This window comes from Vibrio sp. 10N.247.311.14 (assembly GCF_041467715.1).
In the GTDB taxonomy this organism is placed as follows: domain Bacteria; phylum Pseudomonadota; class Gammaproteobacteria; order Enterobacterales; family Vibrionaceae; genus Vibrio; species Vibrio crassostreae_C.
The window spans coordinates 1-20,274 of the sequence record NZ_JBFSVE010000031.1 but is presented as its reverse complement, the minus strand read 5'-3'; the positions used below and the strand labels follow the sequence as shown (position 1 = coordinate 20,274).

At 44.1% G+C, this 20,274-nt stretch carries 16 protein-coding genes; 9 read left to right on the top strand and 7 right to left on the bottom strand.

Going from position 1 to position 20,274, the window contains the following annotated elements; translation table 11 throughout:
- Positions 1–74 precede the first annotated feature (74 nt).
- Both AB6F11_RS12800 and AB6F11_RS12795 read right to left on the bottom strand, forming a co-directional pair.
- On the bottom strand, positions 75–1,883 hold the full coding sequence (locus tag AB6F11_RS12800) for an HD domain-containing phosphohydrolase (protein ID WP_102393229.1): 1,809 nt from the start codon (positions 1,881–1,883) through the stop codon (positions 75–77).
- Positions 1,884–1,943: 60 nt separating this feature from the next.
- Positions 1,944–2,438, bottom strand: a complete 495-nt coding sequence (locus AB6F11_RS12795; RefSeq protein ID WP_017064644.1) for a hypothetical protein — start codon at positions 2,436–2,438, stop codon at positions 1,944–1,946.
- Positions 2,439–2,686: 248 nt separating this feature from the next.
- Between AB6F11_RS12795 and AB6F11_RS12790 the strand changes: the two genes are divergently transcribed.
- The 4 genes from AB6F11_RS12790 (at position 2,687) to AB6F11_RS12775 (ending at position 8,786) form a co-directional block, all read left to right on the top strand.
- A complete protein-coding gene (locus tag AB6F11_RS12790) occupies positions 2,687–3,166 on the top strand; it encodes a CreA family protein (RefSeq protein WP_017064645.1) in 480 nt (159 codons plus the stop codon).
- Positions 3,167–3,295: 129 nt separating this feature from the next.
- The gene (locus AB6F11_RS12785; RefSeq protein WP_017069885.1) at positions 3,296–4,600 is read left to right on the top strand and encodes an inosine/guanosine kinase; all 1,305 of its coding nucleotides are present in this window, start codon (positions 3,296–3,298) and stop codon (positions 4,598–4,600) included.
- A gap of 295 nt (positions 4,601–4,895) precedes the next feature.
- Complete coding sequence (locus AB6F11_RS12780; protein WP_102393228.1) at positions 4,896–6,644, top strand: formate--tetrahydrofolate ligase; 1,749 nt, start codon at positions 4,896–4,898, stop codon at positions 6,642–6,644.
- Between the two features lie 237 nt (positions 6,645–6,881).
- Positions 6,882–8,786 (top strand): diguanylate cyclase, encoded by a 1,905-nt coding sequence (locus AB6F11_RS12775; protein WP_102393227.1) that lies wholly within the window; start codon positions 6,882–6,884, stop codon positions 8,784–8,786.
- A 63-nt stretch (positions 8,787–8,849) separates the two neighbouring features.
- Here AB6F11_RS12775 and AB6F11_RS12770 read toward each other — a convergent pair whose 3' ends face one another.
- A complete protein-coding gene (locus AB6F11_RS12770; protein WP_017069882.1) occupies positions 8,850–9,455 on the bottom strand; it encodes a beta-phosphoglucomutase family hydrolase in 606 nt (201 codons plus the stop codon).
- An 87-nt stretch (positions 9,456–9,542) separates the two neighbouring features.
- Here AB6F11_RS12770 and arfB point away from each other — a divergent pair, with 87 nt between their 5' ends.
- On the top strand, positions 9,543–9,953 hold the full coding sequence (gene arfB / locus AB6F11_RS12765; protein WP_017059842.1) for an alternative ribosome rescue aminoacyl-tRNA hydrolase ArfB: 411 nt from the start codon (positions 9,543–9,545) through the stop codon (positions 9,951–9,953).
- Between the two features lie 93 nt (positions 9,954–10,046).
- Here arfB and AB6F11_RS12760 read toward each other — a convergent pair whose 3' ends face one another.
- Positions 10,047–10,364 carry a helix-turn-helix transcriptional regulator gene (locus AB6F11_RS12760; RefSeq protein ID WP_017059843.1) on the bottom strand — a complete coding sequence of 106 codons (318 nt, stop codon included), beginning with the start codon at positions 10,362–10,364 and terminating at the stop codon, positions 10,047–10,049.
- 200 nt (positions 10,365–10,564) lie between these two features.
- Between AB6F11_RS12760 and AB6F11_RS12755 the strand changes: the two genes are divergently transcribed.
- Complete coding sequence (locus AB6F11_RS12755; protein ID WP_102393226.1) at positions 10,565–10,891, top strand: hypothetical protein; 327 nt, start codon at positions 10,565–10,567, stop codon at positions 10,889–10,891.
- A 100-nt stretch (positions 10,892–10,991) separates the two neighbouring features.
- On the opposite strand, the gene AB6F11_RS12750 is transcribed toward AB6F11_RS12755, so the two are convergent.
- The 3 genes from AB6F11_RS12750 to AB6F11_RS12740 all read right to left on the bottom strand — a co-directional run bounded on the left by AB6F11_RS12750 (position 10,992) and on the right by AB6F11_RS12740 (position 14,536).
- Complete coding sequence (locus AB6F11_RS12750; RefSeq protein WP_102393225.1) at positions 10,992–12,053, bottom strand: trypsin-like serine protease; 1,062 nt, start codon at positions 12,051–12,053, stop codon at positions 10,992–10,994.
- A gap of 279 nt (positions 12,054–12,332) precedes the next feature.
- The gene (gene gcvT / locus AB6F11_RS12745; RefSeq protein WP_017072174.1) at positions 12,333–13,466 is read right to left on the bottom strand and encodes a glycine cleavage system aminomethyltransferase GcvT; all 1,134 of its coding nucleotides are present in this window, start codon (positions 13,464–13,466) and stop codon (positions 12,333–12,335) included.
- Positions 13,467–13,912: 446 nt separating this feature from the next.
- The gene (locus AB6F11_RS12740) at positions 13,913–14,536 is read right to left on the bottom strand and encodes a helix-turn-helix domain-containing protein (protein ID WP_017059847.1); all 624 of its coding nucleotides are present in this window, start codon (positions 14,534–14,536) and stop codon (positions 13,913–13,915) included.
- A gap of 440 nt (positions 14,537–14,976) precedes the next feature.
- Between AB6F11_RS12740 and AB6F11_RS12735 the strand changes: the two genes are divergently transcribed.
- The 3 genes from AB6F11_RS12735 (at position 14,977) to gcvP (ending at position 19,670) form a co-directional block, all read left to right on the top strand.
- Entirely contained in the window at positions 14,977–16,269 is a 1,293-nt protein-coding gene (locus AB6F11_RS12735) for a serine hydroxymethyltransferase (RefSeq protein WP_102393224.1), read from the top strand.
- A gap of 51 nt (positions 16,270–16,320) precedes the next feature.
- Positions 16,321–16,701, top strand: a complete 381-nt coding sequence (gene gcvH, locus AB6F11_RS12730) for a glycine cleavage system protein GcvH (RefSeq protein ID WP_017072176.1) — start codon at positions 16,321–16,323, stop codon at positions 16,699–16,701.
- Between the two features lie 89 nt (positions 16,702–16,790).
- Positions 16,791–19,670 carry an aminomethyl-transferring glycine dehydrogenase gene (gene gcvP / locus AB6F11_RS12725; protein ID WP_102393223.1) on the top strand — a complete coding sequence of 960 codons (2,880 nt, stop codon included), beginning with the start codon at positions 16,791–16,793 and terminating at the stop codon, positions 19,668–19,670.
- Positions 19,671–20,274 lie beyond the last annotated feature (604 nt).

The following is a 20,274-nucleotide window of genomic DNA, read 5'->3' as shown; positions in this document are numbered from 1 at the left end:
CACTACTTCCTAGCCGGATCGTGGTGAATAGATAAAGAAGCCAAGACGTATAGGCCACTCAGATAAAGCAACGGTTAGCTAACAACCGACTCTTCTAAGACCTTAGCTTCAAACGAAGGTGAAGACGCATATTCTACAGTTCCAGTATCGGGGTACGAATCTCGGATAGCGACAAACTCGGATAAGTGTTTCAGTAGCAATTTAGTTAGCTGAGGATCAAACTGGTAGCCACACTCTCGCTCAAACAAATCGACCACCATATCTAACGGCCACGGTTCTTTGTAGCAACGTGCACTAAGCAGCGCATCAAACACATCGGCTACGGCAGTGATACGAGCAAACAGGTGTATTTCATCACCCACTTTTCCATTCGGGTATCCAGCACCATCCCAACGCTCGTGATGTTCGTTAGCAATGATTGCCGCGAGGTTGGTAATATCACCCGCTCCGCTCTTTAGTAAGTTATAGCCAGCCGTAGTATGAAGCTTCATCACCTCCCACTCTTGGTCGGTTAATTTCCCAGGTTTATCCAAGATTGATTCAGGGACTGAAATCTTACCCACATCGTGCATTGGGCTGATGATCTCAATCATCTCGACCTCGCGATGGCTCAAGCCACGATACTTAGCAAGCAGTGCAGACAACTTGGCTACACGTTTAACGTGATTACCAGTTTCGCCAGAGCGGGTTTCAATTGCCTCTCCGAGAACATGAATCATATCCTTTTGGATATTCAAGGTCTGTTTCTGAAGCTTTAAGATTCGTTTGTTCTTATTCGCCAACTCTTTCTTTTGGCGCAGAGTGACAAATTGCATCAAGATGATCAGGCTCAAACCCGCAATCACCATCGACAGCCCCAATAACAACTGGAAGTTTTTGCGAATAAAGGATGAAGGCTCGTTAATGAAAACCGCTTCGTCAGGTAACGCGTTTCCACTAATCCCGTATCTCTTCATTGCAGGGTAATTGAATACAAAACGTTTGTTGTCTCCGGGAGTTAACGGTGTAGTAAAACCAAGTGGAAGGTATTTATCCAACGCATCGACGGCCTGTTCACCCATGCTTTGTGAGTGATTAACGTAACCACCGAGTACATCACCCGAAATATAGAACTGCCATAAAGCAAACACCGGAGCAGCACTCGCTTTTGACAACGTATCCGCAATCTCTTGGTAAGTGTGATAAACCCCTTGCTTTAACTCGGTGTTGTAATGACTGAGCAATACCGCATCGTCCGCAGAGATCCCTTCCAAAAATTGGCTCGTATGCTCCAGCGACAAGTCGCGAATTTCTACGAGATTGATATTTGAAAATTCAGCCATCATTTTGTTCATTTCTTTATGAATCAATTCAGACGTGACACTGTAATCATTTACAAAATAGAGATTCTTTAGATTAGGTCTTAATTTGGAGATCAGCTTAATATTAACGTCTATCTGATCGTTCTCGTAAAGCACAGTTGCTCTGTCAGACACCGCGTACATGTCGGTGCTGAAATCATTGATGCCGGCTGCAACGACAGGTGTGGAGCGATCAATCAAATTAGGCAGAGATTCAAGAAAATTGGCTGCGTTATCGTCCGTCGCAATTACGCCATCAAATTTATAACCTGCATACTTCGCACGTAAGTAGTTCGCGAGAGAGTCGTAATACTCTGGGCTGTGGACACGCTTTGAATCCAAATACTCTATTGAGAGTTTAACTTCGGTTTGAGACTGGCTGAACGCACTGTCTATCCCTTTTTGGAAGTCAGCAGTCCATTGATAAGAAGGTTCGTATGAGTGTAAAACTAGGATGCGTTTAATATCCCAGTCGTTAGCAAAACTGAGTGAAGAATAAGCGCTAACACATAATACAGCGATTGATATCAATAGCTTGTACATACAATACCCTTTAAATAAGACGGGGTATTGTACTTAGATTAACGCTTTGTCAAAGAATCTTTAGTTCTCGATCCATACTTTATCGCAAGAAGCATGATCTTGTGCCCAAAAATCGTGTAACTGCTTAGCAAAGTTGTTGATACTTTGACCATTTTCAGCAACGACATCCGAGATCAATAGGGAACCATCCGCTTCTGTGACGATAGCGCTCGCCACAACTTCACCGTTTTGAGTACCAATATATAATACATGATCGTCAGAAAGCATAATTTGGCTCAAGAACTCAAGCATGTGTGCCCTTTCGATTTCATCTTGGTAAACGCTTGCTTGGTTGAGTGAAAATAGCACGGTCAATTTATGGAAATCGACTTTATGCAGTTCATCAATTTGGGAAGGAGTTTGATCTTGTGCTAGGAGTTGGTATGTCTTGGATGGAAGTTTGCTTTGATAAAGTTCACGGCCGAGGAGGCTCTCTTTTGCGGGGTAAGCAATATCGAGCTGACTAAATAGCCATTGGTTTTTCTTGTGTGCAATTTCAGGTATTTCGTTATTCATTCTTTTAGTACCTACGGTTAGTATCCCCAAATATCGCAGTTATTTGGAAGACATACGGTCGGCTGAGGTGCCGAGCTACAAGCAGAGAGCATACAGAGCATGACCAAGGCCAACAAGTACTTTAAATGCTTCATATTTTTCAATATCCAACAACATCCTTTAAGAACTTAACGAAAAGCTCTACACTCGTATCCAAGCTTTCAATATCCTTATAGTAAACAGAACTATATAAATAAAAAGGACTTCTTATGAAAAAAGCCTTAATAGCAGCAGGTATCGTGACAATGTTAGCTGGCTGTTCGGACAACGAGGTTGGCGACGTCTCACTGGGTTTCTTCACAATGAAGGATATCAAGATGTCTTCATTAGATGACGATAAGATCGCGGGTGTTACCTGTCATATCGCATCAATCGAAGCAAACCTTAGCCTTTCTGATCCAAGTGATAGCTCTATATCTTGTCGTCAAACAGGTGAAATTACACCAGAAATGATTGCTCAAATAGACAAGAGTAAGTCTGGCGAAGTGGTATTCAAGCAATCGAAAAGTATCTTCTTTAAAACAATGAAGGTTCGTCGTATCTACGATGCAGAGAATCAGTCGCTGCTTTACTTGTCTTACACCACCAAAGAAACAGAAGGTAGCTTCAAACACAGCCTTTCAACTGTTCCACTATGGGGTACAGAGGCTTACGTTGATCCAGCGACGTTAGTACAGCCAACCGAGTAGTTTCAAACATATAGTTAGTTGAATCACCTGTACAGACATTGTGCAGGTGATTCAAAATGTAATAAAAATGAAAGAAACAGAAACAAAATGTGATATCATGCGGCAAAATTTTTTCACTGTATTTTTCATATGAAGTTTCCTGGACAGCGTAAATCTAAGCACTACTTTCCAACTCACGCACGTGATCCGTTGGTCAACCAAATTCAACAAACGCCTAAGCTTCACCGCGCAACGATTGTGGGTGTTGGCCAAACGATTGTTGATATCGAAGCCCGTGTTGACAACGAGTTCCTAGAAAAATACGAGCTGAGTAAAGGTCACTCACTGGTATTGGAAGAAAGTAAAGCAGATGCGCTGTATGAAGAGTTAGTTGAGCGCGGTTTGATCACGCATCAATATCCTGGCGATACTATCGGCAACACACTGCACAACTATTCCGTACTTGCGGACAGCAAATCTGTCCTGCTTGGCGTAATGTCTAAGAAGATTGAAGTTGGCTCATTTGGTTATCGTTACCTTTGCCGCACTTCTTCTCGTATGAATCTAAACCACCTTCAAACTGTTGATGGTCCAATTGGTCGTTGTTACACGCTGATTTCTGAAGATGGCGAACGTACGTTTGCAATCAACGAAGGCCACATGAACCAACTTCTTCCAGAAAGCATTCCTGAAAAAGTCTTCGAGAAAGCTTCTGCATTGGTTGTGTCGTCATACCTAATGCGTGGCAAACCTGAAGATCCGATGCCAAAAGCGGTACAAAAAGCGATTGAATACGCGAAAGCGCACAATGTGCCTGTTGTACTAACACTTGGTACTAAGTATGTGATCGAAGGCAACGCTGAATGGTGGCAAGAATACCTGAAAGAAAACGTAACCATCGTCGCGATGAACGAAGATGAAGGTGAAGCGCTAACGGGTGAAAAAGATCCTCTATTGGCTGCTAACAAGGCACTTGAGTGGGTTGACCTAGTTCTATGTACTGCAGGTCCTATTGGTCTATACATGGCAGGTTACACTGACGAACCAGCGAAACGCGAAACCACACTGCCATTATTACCGGGTAACATCCCTGAGTTCAATAAATACGAATTCAGCCGAGCGATGCGTAAGCAAGACTGTAAAGACCCAGTAAAAGTGTACTCTCACATTGGCCCTTACCTAGGTGGCCCACTTGAGATTAAGAATACCAATGGCGCTGGCGATGGTGCACTTTCAGCACTACTTCACGACATGGCAGCAAATAGCTACCACCACGTGAATGTACCAAACTCAGAGAAACACGAGCACACTTGCCTGACGTACTCTTCACTGTCTCAAATTTGTAAGTACGCAAACCGTGTGAGCTACGAAGTGTTGACTCAGCACTCTCCTCGCCTTTCTCGCGCACTACCTGAACGCGAAGATAGCTTAGAAGAAACATACTGGGATCGTTAATCGACTATATTAGGCAGTTACCTCTTAAAGGTTAACGCCAAGTGAGATTACCCATTCCTTAAAGGGCTGCTATATGCAGCCCTTTTTGTATACAACGCCAATATAACTGCAGCTCAAGGTAATCAGATCGAATATTTTGCTCGTTTAAGATTTGATCTCGCGCAATGACTCTTTAGATCTGTTATCTTCCAGCACATAATTCGTGTGGTTTGCCTTTACTTGGCAAATTTATACAGTACTATCGCCACGCAAACGTTTACGTACCACCTTTTCGGTTCTGATATAAGGATCAAATATGCTGTCTGATATTGATATTTGTCGCTCTACTCCCCTTAAAAACATCAGTGAGGTTGCCAAGCAAGCTGGCCTGCACCACAACGAACATCAGCCATTAGGGCAATTCAAATCAAAAGTGTCTCTCACATCACTTGAACGCCTCGCCAACCAACAAGATGGTAAATTAGTCGTAGTCACGGCGATCACACCGACACCTCTTGGTGAAGGCAAAACCGTCACTACTATCGGATTGGCACAAGGCCTCGCAAAGATTAACCAATCGGCCATGGCCTGCATTCGCCAGCCTTCAATGGGTCCGATATTTGGCGTAAAAGGCGGTGCTGCGGGTGGTGGTTACTCTCAAGTAGCCCCTATGGAACAATTAAACCTGCATCTGACAGGCGATATTCATGCTGTTACGGCCGCTCACAACCTCGCCTCTGCCGCCATTGACGCACGTTTGTATCATGAGCAGCGTGAAGGGTTAGAAGCCTTTGAAGCGCGCTCAGGCTTAAAAGCACTGAATATCGACCCAAGTAGAATCGTTTGGCGACGTGTACTTGACCATAATGATCGCGCATTACGCATGATCACGGTTGGCAAGAACGAAGCAGACAAAACAATTAACGGCTTTGAGCGAGAAGATGGATTTGATATCTCAGCCGCTTCAGAGCTAATGGCCATTCTTGCTCTAGCCAATGACCTTCAAGATTTGAGAAAGCGCATCGGACGAGTGGTACTTGCTTACAACAAACAAGGCTTGCCGCTAACCGCAGATGACTTCAACGTTGCAGGCGCAATGACCGTGACCATGAAGGATTCTATTGAACCAACATTGATGCAAACCCTTGAAGGCGTTCCTACCCTAATTCACGCCGGGCCTTTCGCGAACATCGCACATGGTAACTCTTCAATTATTGCCGATAAAATAGCGTTAAAGCTGAGTGACTTTGTGGTAACTGAAGGTGGTTTCGGCTCAGACATGGGCTTTGAGAAAGCGTGCAACATAAAAGCGAAAGCGTCGAACAAGAAGCCCGATTGCGCTGTGGTTGTCGCAACCTTACGTGGATTAAAGGCTAACTCTGGTTTATACGATTTGAGACCGGGCACTCCGTTACCTGATTCAATCTTTAATGATGACCAAGACGCGCTTGTTGCAGGGTTTGAGAACCTAAAATGGCACATCACTAACGTTAAGCAATACCAAGTGCCTACAGTTGTTGCGATTAACCGATTCCCACAAGACTCAGCTCAAGAGCTCGATGCTTTGAAACAGATGATCACCGACTTCGATCCAAGCGTTAGCGTTGAAGTAAGCGAAGCATTTGGTCAAGGTGGCGAAGGGGCAACTCAACTGGCTCACGCCGTGGTAAAAGCTTGCCAAAAACAGAGTGGATTTAAGCCTTTGTATCACTCAGAGCAAAGCCTAGAAGAAAAGCTGATGGCAGTTGCTGAAGTTGGCTATGGCGCGGCAAGTATTTCGCTATCTCCACTGGCTAAAAAACAGCTGGCTGAATTCAAACTTCATGGCTATAGCGACCTATCGGTTTGTTTGGCAAAAACACCACTATCAATCTCGACAGAAGCACACATTAAAGGTGCACCAACCCAATTTGACGTGCCTGTTAGAGAACTAAAATTGTGTGCTGGTGCTGGCTTTATTTACGCGTTGTGCGGCAATCTGATGACCATGCCAGGCTTGCCTGACAAACCGGCATTCATGTCGTTAGATATTGATAGTAATGGAAATATCGTTGGCCTAAGCTAGCTGCCCTTAGTTAGATAATCGGCAATTAATCGCGATTAATTTAGCTTAGGTTTCGGAGCAGTGTTCTATATTGAGTAATCATTTACTAACGAAGTGATTGCTCAACAATCAAGCTTAAATGCAAAAAGTTGCACTTAAATCGTAGTTATATGCGAATCTTGTCTTAACTTCTCGGTCAAGATCACATTAAAAACCTTATAAAATATATAGTATTGCGCTGATTCTTTGAGGACAGCGATGAATACAAGTATAAAAAAACTAGTCAGCCAATTTCTATGTACCATCTTTGCCCTAGGACTAGTCCCTGCCCTCTACATCAATTCTGAACTTGACAGAATTGATGCTCAGCACACTCTAAATATTAAGCAGTCTAGCCAAAATCAAATCGAATACAGCTTTCATGAACTCGCTGTTATTGTTGAGCAAATATCTAACTCTGTTCCTTCAATCGCCGACTCTCAAACACTACTCCGAGCGATTCGAGAACCTTCTATTATCCATAAAGAAACCCTGCAAGATCTTTGGGTGATGTTAGCTCGTGGCCAAAAATACTATTCCCAGCTTCGTTACCTCGATCTAGCTGGCAACGAAGTGTTTCGCGTTAATTATAAAGACAATCAAGCAATCGTGGTTCCAGATAGTGAACTGCAGAACAAGTCTTCGCGTGATTACTATGAGGTACTACAGCAATTAAAGATTGGTGAGATTAGCTCTCGCGGTATTGATCTTGAAGTCGAAAACGGAGAGATCGTTCGCCCTTTGATTCCAGCACTACGCATTATGACGCCAGTCGCTGAAAACAACCGCATTATTGGTTACTTCATCGCAAACCTGAACATGCTTGAGATTTATAAGCGCCTTCACTATCAAATTGGTGCATCTTCTGCTGTTCCTATTATTCTCAACAAAACCGGACACATAATCATGGGGCCGGATCCTACGGAATCTTTCGGACATGTAATTGAATCACGTTCAGAGCAGACTTACGCAAAGTTATACCCTGAGCTTTGGACTGCGATTCAAGACAAGACATCTTCGAGCTATTTCGATGGTGAGAACTGGTATTTTCATTCCGACATCAGCCCTAAAATCAAACAGTTTGAAGGCCCTATTTACATGGTTCTTCACATTGAAAATCAGCAGTTCAGCAGTCAATACCGACAAGAAAAACAAGCGATCGTCGTTCAGATCATCACCTTGTCTTTCTTGATTTCGATGATCTCCGCTGGCTTCGTATTGTGGAACAGCAACCACAAGAAGAACAGTATCGAGAGCCAACTTGCTAAGGCCGCAATGAATGGCATGTCTGCCTTGGTGATTACCGACAGAAACAACCGAATCATCAAAGTAAACCAAGAGTTCACCCGTGTGAGTGGCTACGAGTTAGAAGACGTAAAAGGCCGCCAACCGTCCATGTTTGCCTCTGGTCGCTACAACGAAGAGTTCTACATCAAGATGTGGAGCATCATCAAAGAGAAAGGCATGTGGGAAGGCGAAGTGGTTAATCGTCGTAAAGACGGGTCTTTGATCACGGAAATATTGCGAATCCAAACCATTAAAGACTCGAAAGACGTGATTCAGTTTTATGTCGCTTCATTTGTGGATATAAGTAAACACAAAGAGCTAGAAAACAAACTGAGAAACCTGAGTGAAAAAGATGCCTTAGCTGGGTGTTGGAACCGCCGTAAATTCGATCTTGAGCTGCGAGATGAGTGCTCTCGTGTTAATCGTTACCCTACTCGCGAACAGTCTTGTTTAGCGATTTTGGACATAGACCACTTCAAACGCATCAACGACAGATTTGGTCACGATTATGGAGATCGCGTCATTCAAACCGTTGCTCAAGTATTACAACGAGAGTGCCGAGAAACTGATTTTGTGGCTCGTATTGGTGGCGAAGAGTTTGGCGTTATTCTGCCTCATACCACAACAGAAGAAGCTGAGTATGTACTTAACAGATTGAGAATCGCAGTCAGTATTGAGCTCGATAACGTGGTGACGGTCAGTGGTGGAATTACCAACCTGACCAACGACCCTGCTCTTAGCTACAAGTGCGCCGATTTAGCACTTTATGAAGCCAAAGCAGCAGGTCGAAACAGTGTGTGCCTGTTCCTAGACAGCGAAATGAGCGAAATCGCCTAACAGAAAATCAGTATTGTTCCGCTAGGCTATTAGTTTGGCGGTTTAACAACCCAATCCTTGCAATCAGCTTGGTGCAGGATAGAACTCTAGTTTGTTCCCCTCTACCACTAGAATACAATCCATGTTCGCAGCATGAGCAGCCTGCTTACCTAGGTTCGTATCTTCAAACACAACACACTGCTTTGGCTGCAAACCCATACCAAAACACGCATCTAAGAAAGTATCCGGATTTGGTTTGTGATTCTTAACGTCTGTTGCTGTCACGAGAATATCGAGCTTACTCAAGATCTCTGTCTTATCCAGTAACTGTTCGGCACTTTTACGTTGACTGCCCGTTCCGACTGCAATCTTCTTGTTACCCAGATGCTCTAACAACAGAGAGTGAGTACAAGGGATAACGTCTCCTTTGTCTTCGATAGCCGCAAACGACGCCATTTTAAACGTAGAAACCGCTTGTGGGTCGAGCGATAAACCGTATTTGCTGTTCACCTCACCGGCTATCTTATAACTCGGCATGCCACCTAAGCTATGCAGCCAAGACGCTTCAAAATGAAAGCCAAACTCTTCAGCCGTTCGCTCCCACGCCTTTACATGTGCAGGCATTGTATCGATCAACGTACCGTCCATATCAAAGATTAATCCTTCATATGCCGTTAAATCTATTTTCATCACTACTACCACTCTTAAATAAAGTTACTGATACCATAACCAATATTCAGTATCATGGCGCCATATTACCGTTCAAAATGGATGTTTATGTTACAAATATCTAACTCTGTTTCGATTCAAGACTGGGAACTCCAGTTAACAGCGATCAGAGCACAAGGAGCCGGCGGTCAGAACGTCAATAAAGTATCGAGCGCGATACATTTACGTTTTGATATCAAGCACTCTACCCTACCTGACTTCTATAAAGAAAAGCTCCTCGCACACAAAGATAGCCGCATCACCAAAGACGGTGTGATTATCATTAAAGCGCAACAGTATAGAACTCAGGAACAAAACCGAGATGATGCTTTAGTGCGCTTGAAAGAATTGATCTTGGAAGCGACAAAGGTTCAAAAAGTAAGACGAGCAACTAAGCCGACGCGTGGCTCTCAGAAAAGACGTTTAGAAAGCAAAAAACAAAGAAGCACCACCAAACAGCTGCGTGGAAGAGTGAGCTGATGGCTTCATGCCCTCAGAGAACACATTACCCTAGAAGTATCTGTCAATTTGACTAACGAATCGATCTATTACGCTGTTTATTTGAAAGAAAGACTACTGCTTCTTTTTGACCGACAAAATCAGCTTGATCAACAACAGGCGCTCTTCGCTGGTCAGCAGACGACTGACCGCAGCTACATCTTCCGCTGTTACTTGTGATGCGCCAACAATATCAAGCACCACATCCAAATCCGTCACTTTTAAGGTTCTAGTGATTGAACGATACTGAGACATCTTGATGTCCGCCTCTCCGCGTTCAATCCTTTGATAGGTTTTTAAGCTCATTCCTGCACTCGAGGCTAACTTTTCTTGAGACAAGTTGGCTTGTTTCCTACGCTCAATCAGCGCCAATATTATGGGTTCTTGTGACATAAGCTCATCCTCAAAAGACAGTTATGTCCTAAATTCAGCAAGAAGCAGACCATATTGACTTGTGATGGTTTACATAAGCCATCAAAGGCATATTATTCGCTTGATAAAACCGTTACGTTTCATAAACCTTCACACTGATATCAGTTGTGAACGTACAGGCTAGGTAACTTGAGTATTCAAGTGTTGGGAAATAATAAAAATTGCATATTGCGAATAAGAAAGACGTCAAATTGGAAATTGCGAATCGCTATACATTGGCATTTCCTTGCATTAGTCACGCATTAGAATCAGACAATCCCCGCCCAGAAATTATTGCAATACAACATAAGCTACTCACTTACAAAGAAGTGCTGCTGCACGGAAGTATGTTGGAAGAGAAAGAATTGAAGCAGGCCTTTTCTGCTCTGAACCAAAATGAAAAAGGTGTGGCTCAAGGTGGGATTAAAAGCATCAATGCTGCGATAAAAGAGATGGATGAGATTCTAGAAAGATACAGCCGTAAAGCGGTTATCGAGCTGAGTAACTAGTTCTACAAGCAACTAACCAACTGCACACCTGCAAAAGTAAAAAATAAAAAGTCGACGCTATCTTTAAATAAAGCGTCGACTTGTTCAAAACATTGAAGATCTAACGTTTAACTGCTTTTCTAACACCAGCAATCAACATCAGCAACCCTAGCAAACCAAATGAAATACCTCCGCCACTGCTACCAGAGCCAGTTGACGCACTTGTCCCAGCAACAGCAACTCGTTTTGCCTCTGTCGCGGTAAACTGGACAGTTTCCGTGCTATCATTTACCCCTTTAGTTACATCCGTAATCCAATCTTTATAATCATATACCTCTGTAAATACAGATGTTACGCCGATGTCATCACCGCAAGTAGTCGGCCCAAAACTCGTTATACCGACCTGTTCATATGTAGAGCCATTTTTCCAAAACACCGGACCACCAGAATCGCCTTGGCATGTACCCCCGTATAAGCCATTATTCGGTCCGTTACCGTTGAAACAAATTTGTTTATCAGTGACTAACGGACCGAAAACAGCTTTACAATTAAGAGTATCAACATATGTCAGGTCAACTTGTTGTAGCAATGTCGTACCATCAACATCAGTCTCGATGTCACCATGGCCAACTGCAACGAAATCATTCGCAGCATTAAGGTATGTATCAAATTGAGGGATAACAGTTTCAGCTGAGGATTGAAGGTTAAGAGAAGCTTCTAACTTTAAAATCGCAATATCATTTCTTAATAGTTGATTGATACTGTTTGAATAATCCGTTCGATAATACACCTCAGATACTCGTACTTTCTGGATGCTACCGTTAGGGAATAGAGAAGTATCTTCCAATTGAGGAACAACTACCGTGAAAAGTTGAGCATTCTCATCACCATAAATACAGTGTGCAGCAGTCAGTACATGATAGTTATCTAAAATTGTCGCACCACAGTAAGGGCCTGTTGAGTAAACACCGTCATAATCAATACGATCAATGAACAAGCTTGCCATCGAAGGAAATTCCGTGACTGAAGCGTCGCTACCATTCACAATATAGGGTGTTACACCCACATCAGGAGTACTTTCGTCCGTGTTTTCCGTTGCCATAACACTTGATGTGTAAATTAATGGCGCTAAAAGCCCTAAAACGGCTTTACGAACCGGACTCATTGTATGGTTTACGTTCATAGTTAACTCCTTGTAACCCCTACTACTTATTTACAAAAATGATGAATCATCACCATAACACGTCACAATCGTGATTATAGTAAGTATTTGTAACGATATCGCCACATATCTCATTTTATAAACGAATTTTAAGTAACCGTTGTTAGTGGGTAACGTTAAAAGCAATACGTTACCAAAGACATACGCTACCAAAATCAAAAAAGCCTACCGTTAGGCTTCCCAATAAAGAGAAGCAAACAATAGGCTTTCATTTAGCTTAGTGGTTTCTCTTAAAAGAGATTAGCCACGATAGTAACGCTGAGGTACGAATGGCATTTTTTCTACTGTCATTGGTAGCTTCTTGCCACGAACTTCAGCGAATACTTCAGTGCCAATAACCGCTAGGTCAGTACGAACGTAAGCCATAGAAACAGGCTTGCCCGCGTTAGGACCCGCAGTACCACTTGTTACAACGCCAATCTTGTTGTCTTCAGCATCGAACAGCTCAGCGCCTTCACGTACTGGTGCTTTAGTCTGACCAACAAGACCAACACGCTTGCGTTGAACGTCTTTAGTCGCGATTTGCTCAAGGATGATATCAGCGCCAGGGAAACCGCCTGCACGTTCACCGTCAGTACGACGCACTTTTTGGATACCCCATAAAAGGCTAGCTTCTACCGGCGTTGTTGTTGTATCTAGATCGTGACCGTACAGACATAGACCACACTCAAGACGAAGTGAGTCACGAGCACCAAGGCCAATCCACTCTACTTCTGCTTCTGATGTTAGTTTACGAGCAAGTGCTTCAGCGTGATCGTTCGGTACTGAGATTTCGTAGCCATCTTCACCGGTATAACCACTGCGGCTTACGATGCACTCTACGCCGTCGATATCGACTTTTTGAACATCCATGAACAGCATGTCTGCAACGCTTGGTTGGAAACGAGCCAGAACTTCAGACGCTTTCGGACCTTGAAGTGCTAATAGAGCGCGGTCATCAATCACTTCCATTTCTACGTCTGCAGGAAGGTGAGCCGTTAGGTGGTCGATATCTTGTGTTTTACACGCCGCGTTCACAACAACAAATAGGTGATCGCCAAGGTTAGCAACCATAAGATCATCCATGATGCCGCCCTGTTCATTAGTAAAGAAGGCGTAGCGCTGCTTACCAGAAGGCAGGTCGATAATATCTACTGGAACCAGAGATTCTAAAACAGCGGCTGCATTTTCACCGTGTAGACGCAGTTGCCCCATGTGAGAAACATCAAAAAGACCAGCAGCGTCACGAGTGTGTAAGTGCTCTTTCTTTACACCTAGTGGATACTGAACTGGCATGTCGTAGCCAGCAAAAGGAACCATTTTTGCGCCGACTTCAACGTGAAGTGCATGCAGAGGTGTTTTTAGTAGGTCTTGATTAGCGTGTTCTTGAGTCATTTTATTCTCCATGAAGCGTTGCAGGCTTTCCAAATCGAATCTGCCGCTTATATCTCTATTTAGAGTCGCCCTAACGATAGTGATTACCGTTAGAAACAGTAGATAGTAAAAAGTGATGTCTTTTATATAGGTTTATAAAGCTAGCGTTATAAAAACAGACAGCAGTACAAAAACTCTACAACTCACTTTCTAAGAATTCACTTCAGTAAACTTCAATCAACATGAGTAAACCGTGTTCACTATAGTAAACAAGCCTGAGTCAGTTTTACACCCTTAACAAGATTAAAACAGCTCAAAATGTGATATTTAACAATTTAAAAACAACTTTCAGTCGCATACAAAAACGCGATATTGATGCTTTTCAAACCAACATCGCGTCTTTTGGCAAACGTTAGAAACAAAAGCAAACGTTTGCATTCACTATAAGAAATTCTAACTTTGTTAACTTATTTTGCAGTCACCCACAAAATCAGTGCATCTTCTGTACTAGTAGAAATCAACATATGCCCCATGTTGGCGTCGTAATACATGCTGTCACCTTCGCTCATGGGTACCGGCTCATAGAATTCTGAGTAGAACATCACATCACCAGAGATCACCATCAAGAACTCCTCACCATCGTGGCGAACCCAATCGTTATACTCTTCAAAGGTGCGTGCTCTCACTCGGCTCTTGAACGGCATCATCTTCTTATTCGAAAGTTCTGTCGCGAGCAGTTCATGCTCGTAAGTCGGAGTTGGGTGAGGTTTGCCCTGACCTGCTTTAGTTAAGTCACGACGTCCTGTGGCAACCTTTTTTCTTGGTGGCTCAAAGAGTTGCGGCATATCAATTTGCAAACCCATAGCCAATTTCTGCATCGCTTGGAACGTCGGTGAGATTTGTTCGTTCTCGATTTTACTCAGCGTAGAGCGCGCCAAACCAGTACGTTGGCTCGCCTCTTCTAACGTAATGCCCAGCTTGCTGCGGATATCTTTAATACGCTGGCCGAGCCTAAGTGGTTCGATATTCTGATCTAACGTCTCTTTCGCCAACGTTAAAGATGGGTACTCATCATAAATGTCTTCTGACATAGGTCCCTCATTCATTTCTTACTTCCTGTCTATTGATTTCATTGTTGCATGAAGCGCTTTGTTGATTAAAGAGCACACAGGGAAATAAAGCGTGCTCCCTGTAGCAAAACGAGAAAATCTGTTTCCTATTGGAAATTTTTGTTGAAAATTGATTTTATCGGAGCTATGTTATCGACTTGTTAGATGAAGAGATGCTACTTCAGCTTGCAGCAAGTGATAGATTTAACATTTGTAAGAGCTGTTTTTTACCCGAAATTTTTGGGAACCAATTCGTGCTGCATTGACCCTACAACGATCGCTTTGACGCTATGGTCGTATAAATAAGAAGCAACGCACTATTTATACACCTATATAACGCAAACGATACCGATGCAGAAATCAACGTAAGACCTAATGGACTATAAAAACAATCACCATTAGCTTAATGAAAGGTCTCGACAATGAACGCTTATCAAAACCATAGCTTAGACAGTTTTTTCTCTACGAACCTATCTGCGACTGACGACGCAGTATTTGCTGGAATCCAAGCAGAGAACACTCGTCAAAACGAACAAATCGAACTTATTGCTTCTGAGAACATCGTTTCTAAAGCAGTAATGCAAGCTCAAGGCACTTGCCTTACCAACAAATACGCAGAAGGCTACCCAGGTCGTCGTTACTACGGTGGTTGTGAGCACGTAGATACAGTAGAAGCTATTGCGATTGAACGTGCTAAACAGCTATTCAAGTGTGAATACGCGAACGTACAACCTCACTCAGGTGCTCAAGCGAACGGCGCAGTTAAACTTGCCCTACTTCAACCTGGCGACACTATCCTAGGTATGTCTCTTGACTCTGGTGGTCACCTTACACACGGTGCACGTCCTGCAATGTCTGGTAAATGGTTCAACGCAGTTCAATACGGCGTAGACCGCGACACTCTTGAAATCGATTACGAAGCAGTTCGCGCTTTAGCTATCGAAAGCCAACCTAAAATGATTATTGCTGGTGGTAGTGCTATCCCACGCGTTATCGATTTCGCTAAGTTCCGTGAAATCGCTGACGAAGTTGGCGCAATCCTAATGGTCGATATGGCACACATCGCGGGTCTTATTGCGACAGGAGCTCACCCTAGCCCACTACCACACGCTCACGTTGTTACGACAACAACGCACAAGACACTTCGTGGCCCACGCGGCGGTATGATTCTGACTAACCACGAAGACATCAACAAAAAGATCAATTCTGCAGTGTTCCCTGGCCTACAAGGCGGCCCACTAATGCACGTTATCGCGGCTAAAGCAGTAGCATTTGGCGAAGCACTTGGCCCAGAATTTAATACTTATATTGATTCAGTGATCGACAACGCAAAAGTTCTTGCTGAAGTGTTGCAAACTCGCGGTTGTGACATTGTGACTGGCGGAACAGACACGCACCTAATGCTGGTTGACCTTCGTCCTAAGGGCTTGAAAGGTAACGTAACTGAAGAGGCATTAGAGCGTGCAGGGATCACATGTAACAAAAATGGCATACCATTCGATACAGAGAAGCCTTTGATTACTTCTGGTATCCGTTTAGGCACGCCAGCTGGGACCACTCGTGGTTTTGGCACTGAAGAATTCAAACTTATCGGTGAATGGATCGGCGATGTACTTGATGGCTTAGTTGAAAGCCCTGAAGGCAATGCTGAAGTTGAGCAACGTGTTCGCAAGCAAGTTAAAGAGCTTTGCAAGCGCTTCCCTCTTTACCGTTAAACCGTTTTTAAGATTTAAATTAAAACCTCATAAATTTTTGGAGAATAAGCAATGGACAATACACTAAAGTTTGCAGACAGCCACGAGTGGGTAAAAGACAACGGTGACGGTACTGTAACTATCGGTATTTCTGAGCACGCTCAAGAGATGCTAGGTGACGTTGTGTTTGTTGACCTGCCTGACACTGACGACGAAATCGAAGCTGGCGAAAGCTTCTCTCTAGTTGAGTCAGTGAAAGCTGCTTCTGATATCTACGCACCAATCTCTGGCGAAATCGTAGAAATCAACGAAGAATTAGAAGATAGCCCAGAGCTAATCAACGAAGAACCTTATGAAGGTGGCTGGATTGTTAAAGTGAAGATGTCTGATGCGTCTGAACTAGACAACCTTAAAGATGCGGAAGAATACCTAAGCTCTATCGAAGAAGACTAATAGGTAACCTCATTACGATAAAGCTGCTCTTTTGAGCAGCTTAATTTTAGGGGCTAGCTCACGGCTCCAGAGAGAAAGTAGAACATATCATGACTGAATTACTTCAAAGCCAATTACTGAAAGACCTGGGTACTCAAAACGAGTTTGTTGCTCGTCATAACGGCCCAAATAAAGCAGACCAGCAAAAAATGCTTGAAGCGATCAACGCGACTAGCCTAGACGCACTGATCGACGAAACGGTTCCTGCACAAATCCGTCTTGAAAAACCAATGACACTTGCTGCGCCACTAAGCGAAATGGACATGCTGGCCTCTCTTAAAGAGATCGCTAACCTAAACCAAGTGAAACGTACTTTCATTGGCCAAGGCTACTACAACACATTCACTCCAAACGTTATTCTACGTAACGTTTTAGAGAACCCAGGCTGGTACACAGCTTACACACCATACCAACCAGAGATCTCTCAAGGTCGTCTTGAAGCTCTACTAAATTACCAACAAATGGTAATGGACCTTACAGGTATGGAAATCGCAAACGCATCACTTCTTGATGAAGCGACAGCGGCTGGCGAAGCAATGACACTGTGTAAGCGTGCTGGTAAAAGCAAGAGCAAAGTATTCTTCGTTGCTGACGATGTCCACCCTCAAACACTAGAAGTTGTTAAAACTCGTGCTGAGTACATCGGTTTTGAAGTAATGGTTGGCGCTCTTGAAACACTTCCAGAGCAAGACGTATTTGGTGCATTAGTTCAATACCCTGGTACAACGGGCGAAGTTCGTGACCTAACAGACATCATTGCGAAAGCTCAAGCAAACAAAACTCTAGTAACCGTTGCTACTGACCTACTCGCATCTGCTCTACTTAAGCCTGCTGGCGAAATGGGCGCAGACGTAGTAATCGGTTCAGCACAACGTTTCGGCGTTCCTATGGGGTACGGCGGTCCACACGCTGCATTCATGGGTACTCGTGAAAAGCATAAGCGTACAATGCCAGGTCGTGTAATCGGTGTTTCTATCGATACTCACGGTAACCAAGCGCTACGTATGGCAATGCAAACTCGTGAGCAACACATCCGCCGCGAGAAAGCGACATCGAACATCTGTACAGCTCAAGCACTTCTAGCAAACATGGCGTCTTTCTACGCGGTTTACCACGGTGCAGAAGGCCTACGTACTATCGCTCGTCGTACACACCACATGACAGCTATCCTAGCGGCTGGCCTGACTAAAGCGGGTTACGAGCTAACAAACAACAGCTTCTTCGATACCATCACAATCAACTCTGAAGAGAAGACAGATGCACTGTACGCGAAAGCACAAGCAGCAGACATCAACTTGCGCCTTCTTAAAGGTAAGATCGGTATCAGCTTAGATGAAACAACCACAGTCGACGACGTGAATGCCCTATTCGCTATCTTCGACGTAAAAGAAGACGTTCAAGCGCTATCTTCTGACATTGCATCAAATGAGTTTGCGGCAATTCCAGAAAACTGTCGTCGTGAATCAGAGTTCCTAACTCACCCAGTGTTCAACACGCACCACAGCGAAACGCAAATGATGCGTTACCTAAAACAGCTTGAGAACAAAGACTTCTCACTAACGCACGGCATGATCCCACTGGGCAGCTGTACGATGAAGCTGAACGCTGCTGCTGAGATGATTCCAGTAACATGGCCTGAGTTTGGTTCAATTCACCCATTCGCACCTCTAGAGCAAGCGGCGGGTTACACAGCACTAGCAAAAGATCTTAAAGAGAAGCTATGTGAAATCACCGGTTACGACGATTTCTCACTACAGCCTAACTCTGGAGCATCTGGCGAATACGCAGGTCTAATCGCGATTCAACGCTACCACGCAAGCCGCGGTGAAGGTCACCGTAACGTTTGTCTGATTCCAAGCTCGGCGCACGGTACTAACCCTGCAACAGCATCAATGGTTTCAATGAAGGTAGTGGTTGTTAAGTGTGATGAAGATGGCAACATCGACATGACAGACCTAGCAGCGAAAATCGAGAAGCACAAAGACAACCTATCAAGCATCATGATCACTTACCCTTCTACGCACGGCGTATACGAAGAGCAAGTGAAAGAAGTGTGTGAACAAGTACACGCAGCGGGCGGTCAGGTTTACCTAGACGGCGCGAACATGAACGCTCAAGTAGGTTTAACTTCGCCTGGCTTCATTGGTTCAGACGTATCCCACTTGAACCTACACAAAACATTCTGTATCCCACACGGTGGCGGCGGTCCGGGTATGGGTCCAATCGGTGTTAAATCGCACCTAGCACCTTTCCTACCAGGCCACATCGAAAATGGTGTTCAAGGTTCTGACTACGCAGTATCAGCAGCAGATTTAGGTAGTGCGTCAATCCTACCTATCTCTTGGGCTTACATCGCAATGATGGGCGAACCTGGCCTAACAGACGCGACTAAAGTAGCGATTCTGAACGCGAACTACGTGATGGAAAAACTGCGTCCTCACTACCCTGTTCTTTACCGTGGCACTAACGGCCGCGTAGCGCACGAATGTATTATCGATATTCGTCCACTTAAAGAAGACACAGGCATCAGCGAAGAAGATATTGCTAAGCGTCTAATGGACTTCGGTTTCCACGCGCCAACTATGTCTTTCCCAGTAGCTGGCACGCTAATGGTAGAGCCAACTGAATCAGAAGATTTAGAAGAGCTAGACCGTTTCTGTGAAGCGATGATCGCAATCCGTCACGAAATGGCAGCAGTGAAAAACGGTGAATGGCCACTAGACAACAACCCTCTAGTGAACGCACCGCACACACAAGTTGATCTAGCTGGCGCAGAATGGGATCGCCCTTACTCTCGTGAACTTGGTTGCTTCCCATCGAAAGCAACCAAGAACTCGAAGTACTGGCCAACAGTTAACCGTGTAGACAACGTATACGGCGACCGTAACCTAATCTGTTCTTGCCCAAGCATCGACAACTACGAAGACTAATTCGTAGCGGCGCTAAGCAGTGAAACATAACAAAAGGCGAACCAAATGGTTCGCCTTTTTGTTTTCTGAAATTCGACGTAAACAAATGCATTGACCTTACCGTAAGGTAAAGGTTTAAGGTGAAATGAATCTAACGATGAATGAGGAAACGATGATGGGATGTTGCAATAAAGCGCCAAAAGGTGGAGCCCCTCTTGGCTTACTTCTAAAGGTCACGCTTGGGATTGGGCTTTTTGTGTTTCTGCTGGCTTTGTGGCAGTAGGAACCTGATATGGCATTAGATTTCAAACGAAGACGTGAAAGTACTTAAGAGTCATGTAGTTACAAATTGCTATTGGCGCCATAGTTGCGTGTTAGATGTTTACCCTACTGGTCTACACGTTCCCAAGAACGTACTTTGATACTTGACGTAATACCTAGTAAAAATGCTACGCATTGAGAATCAGTCTTAAATGTCAGTTATACAAAGTTACCCACCCAAGTTGCCAAATAAGTTCATTAGCTGGTTCACCGACCCAAATTTGGTTAGGGCTTCGCTTACTAATTTCGAACGTAAGCGTGTCACGAACCCCGCATTCTAATTAACCAGCACGAAGAATAAGAT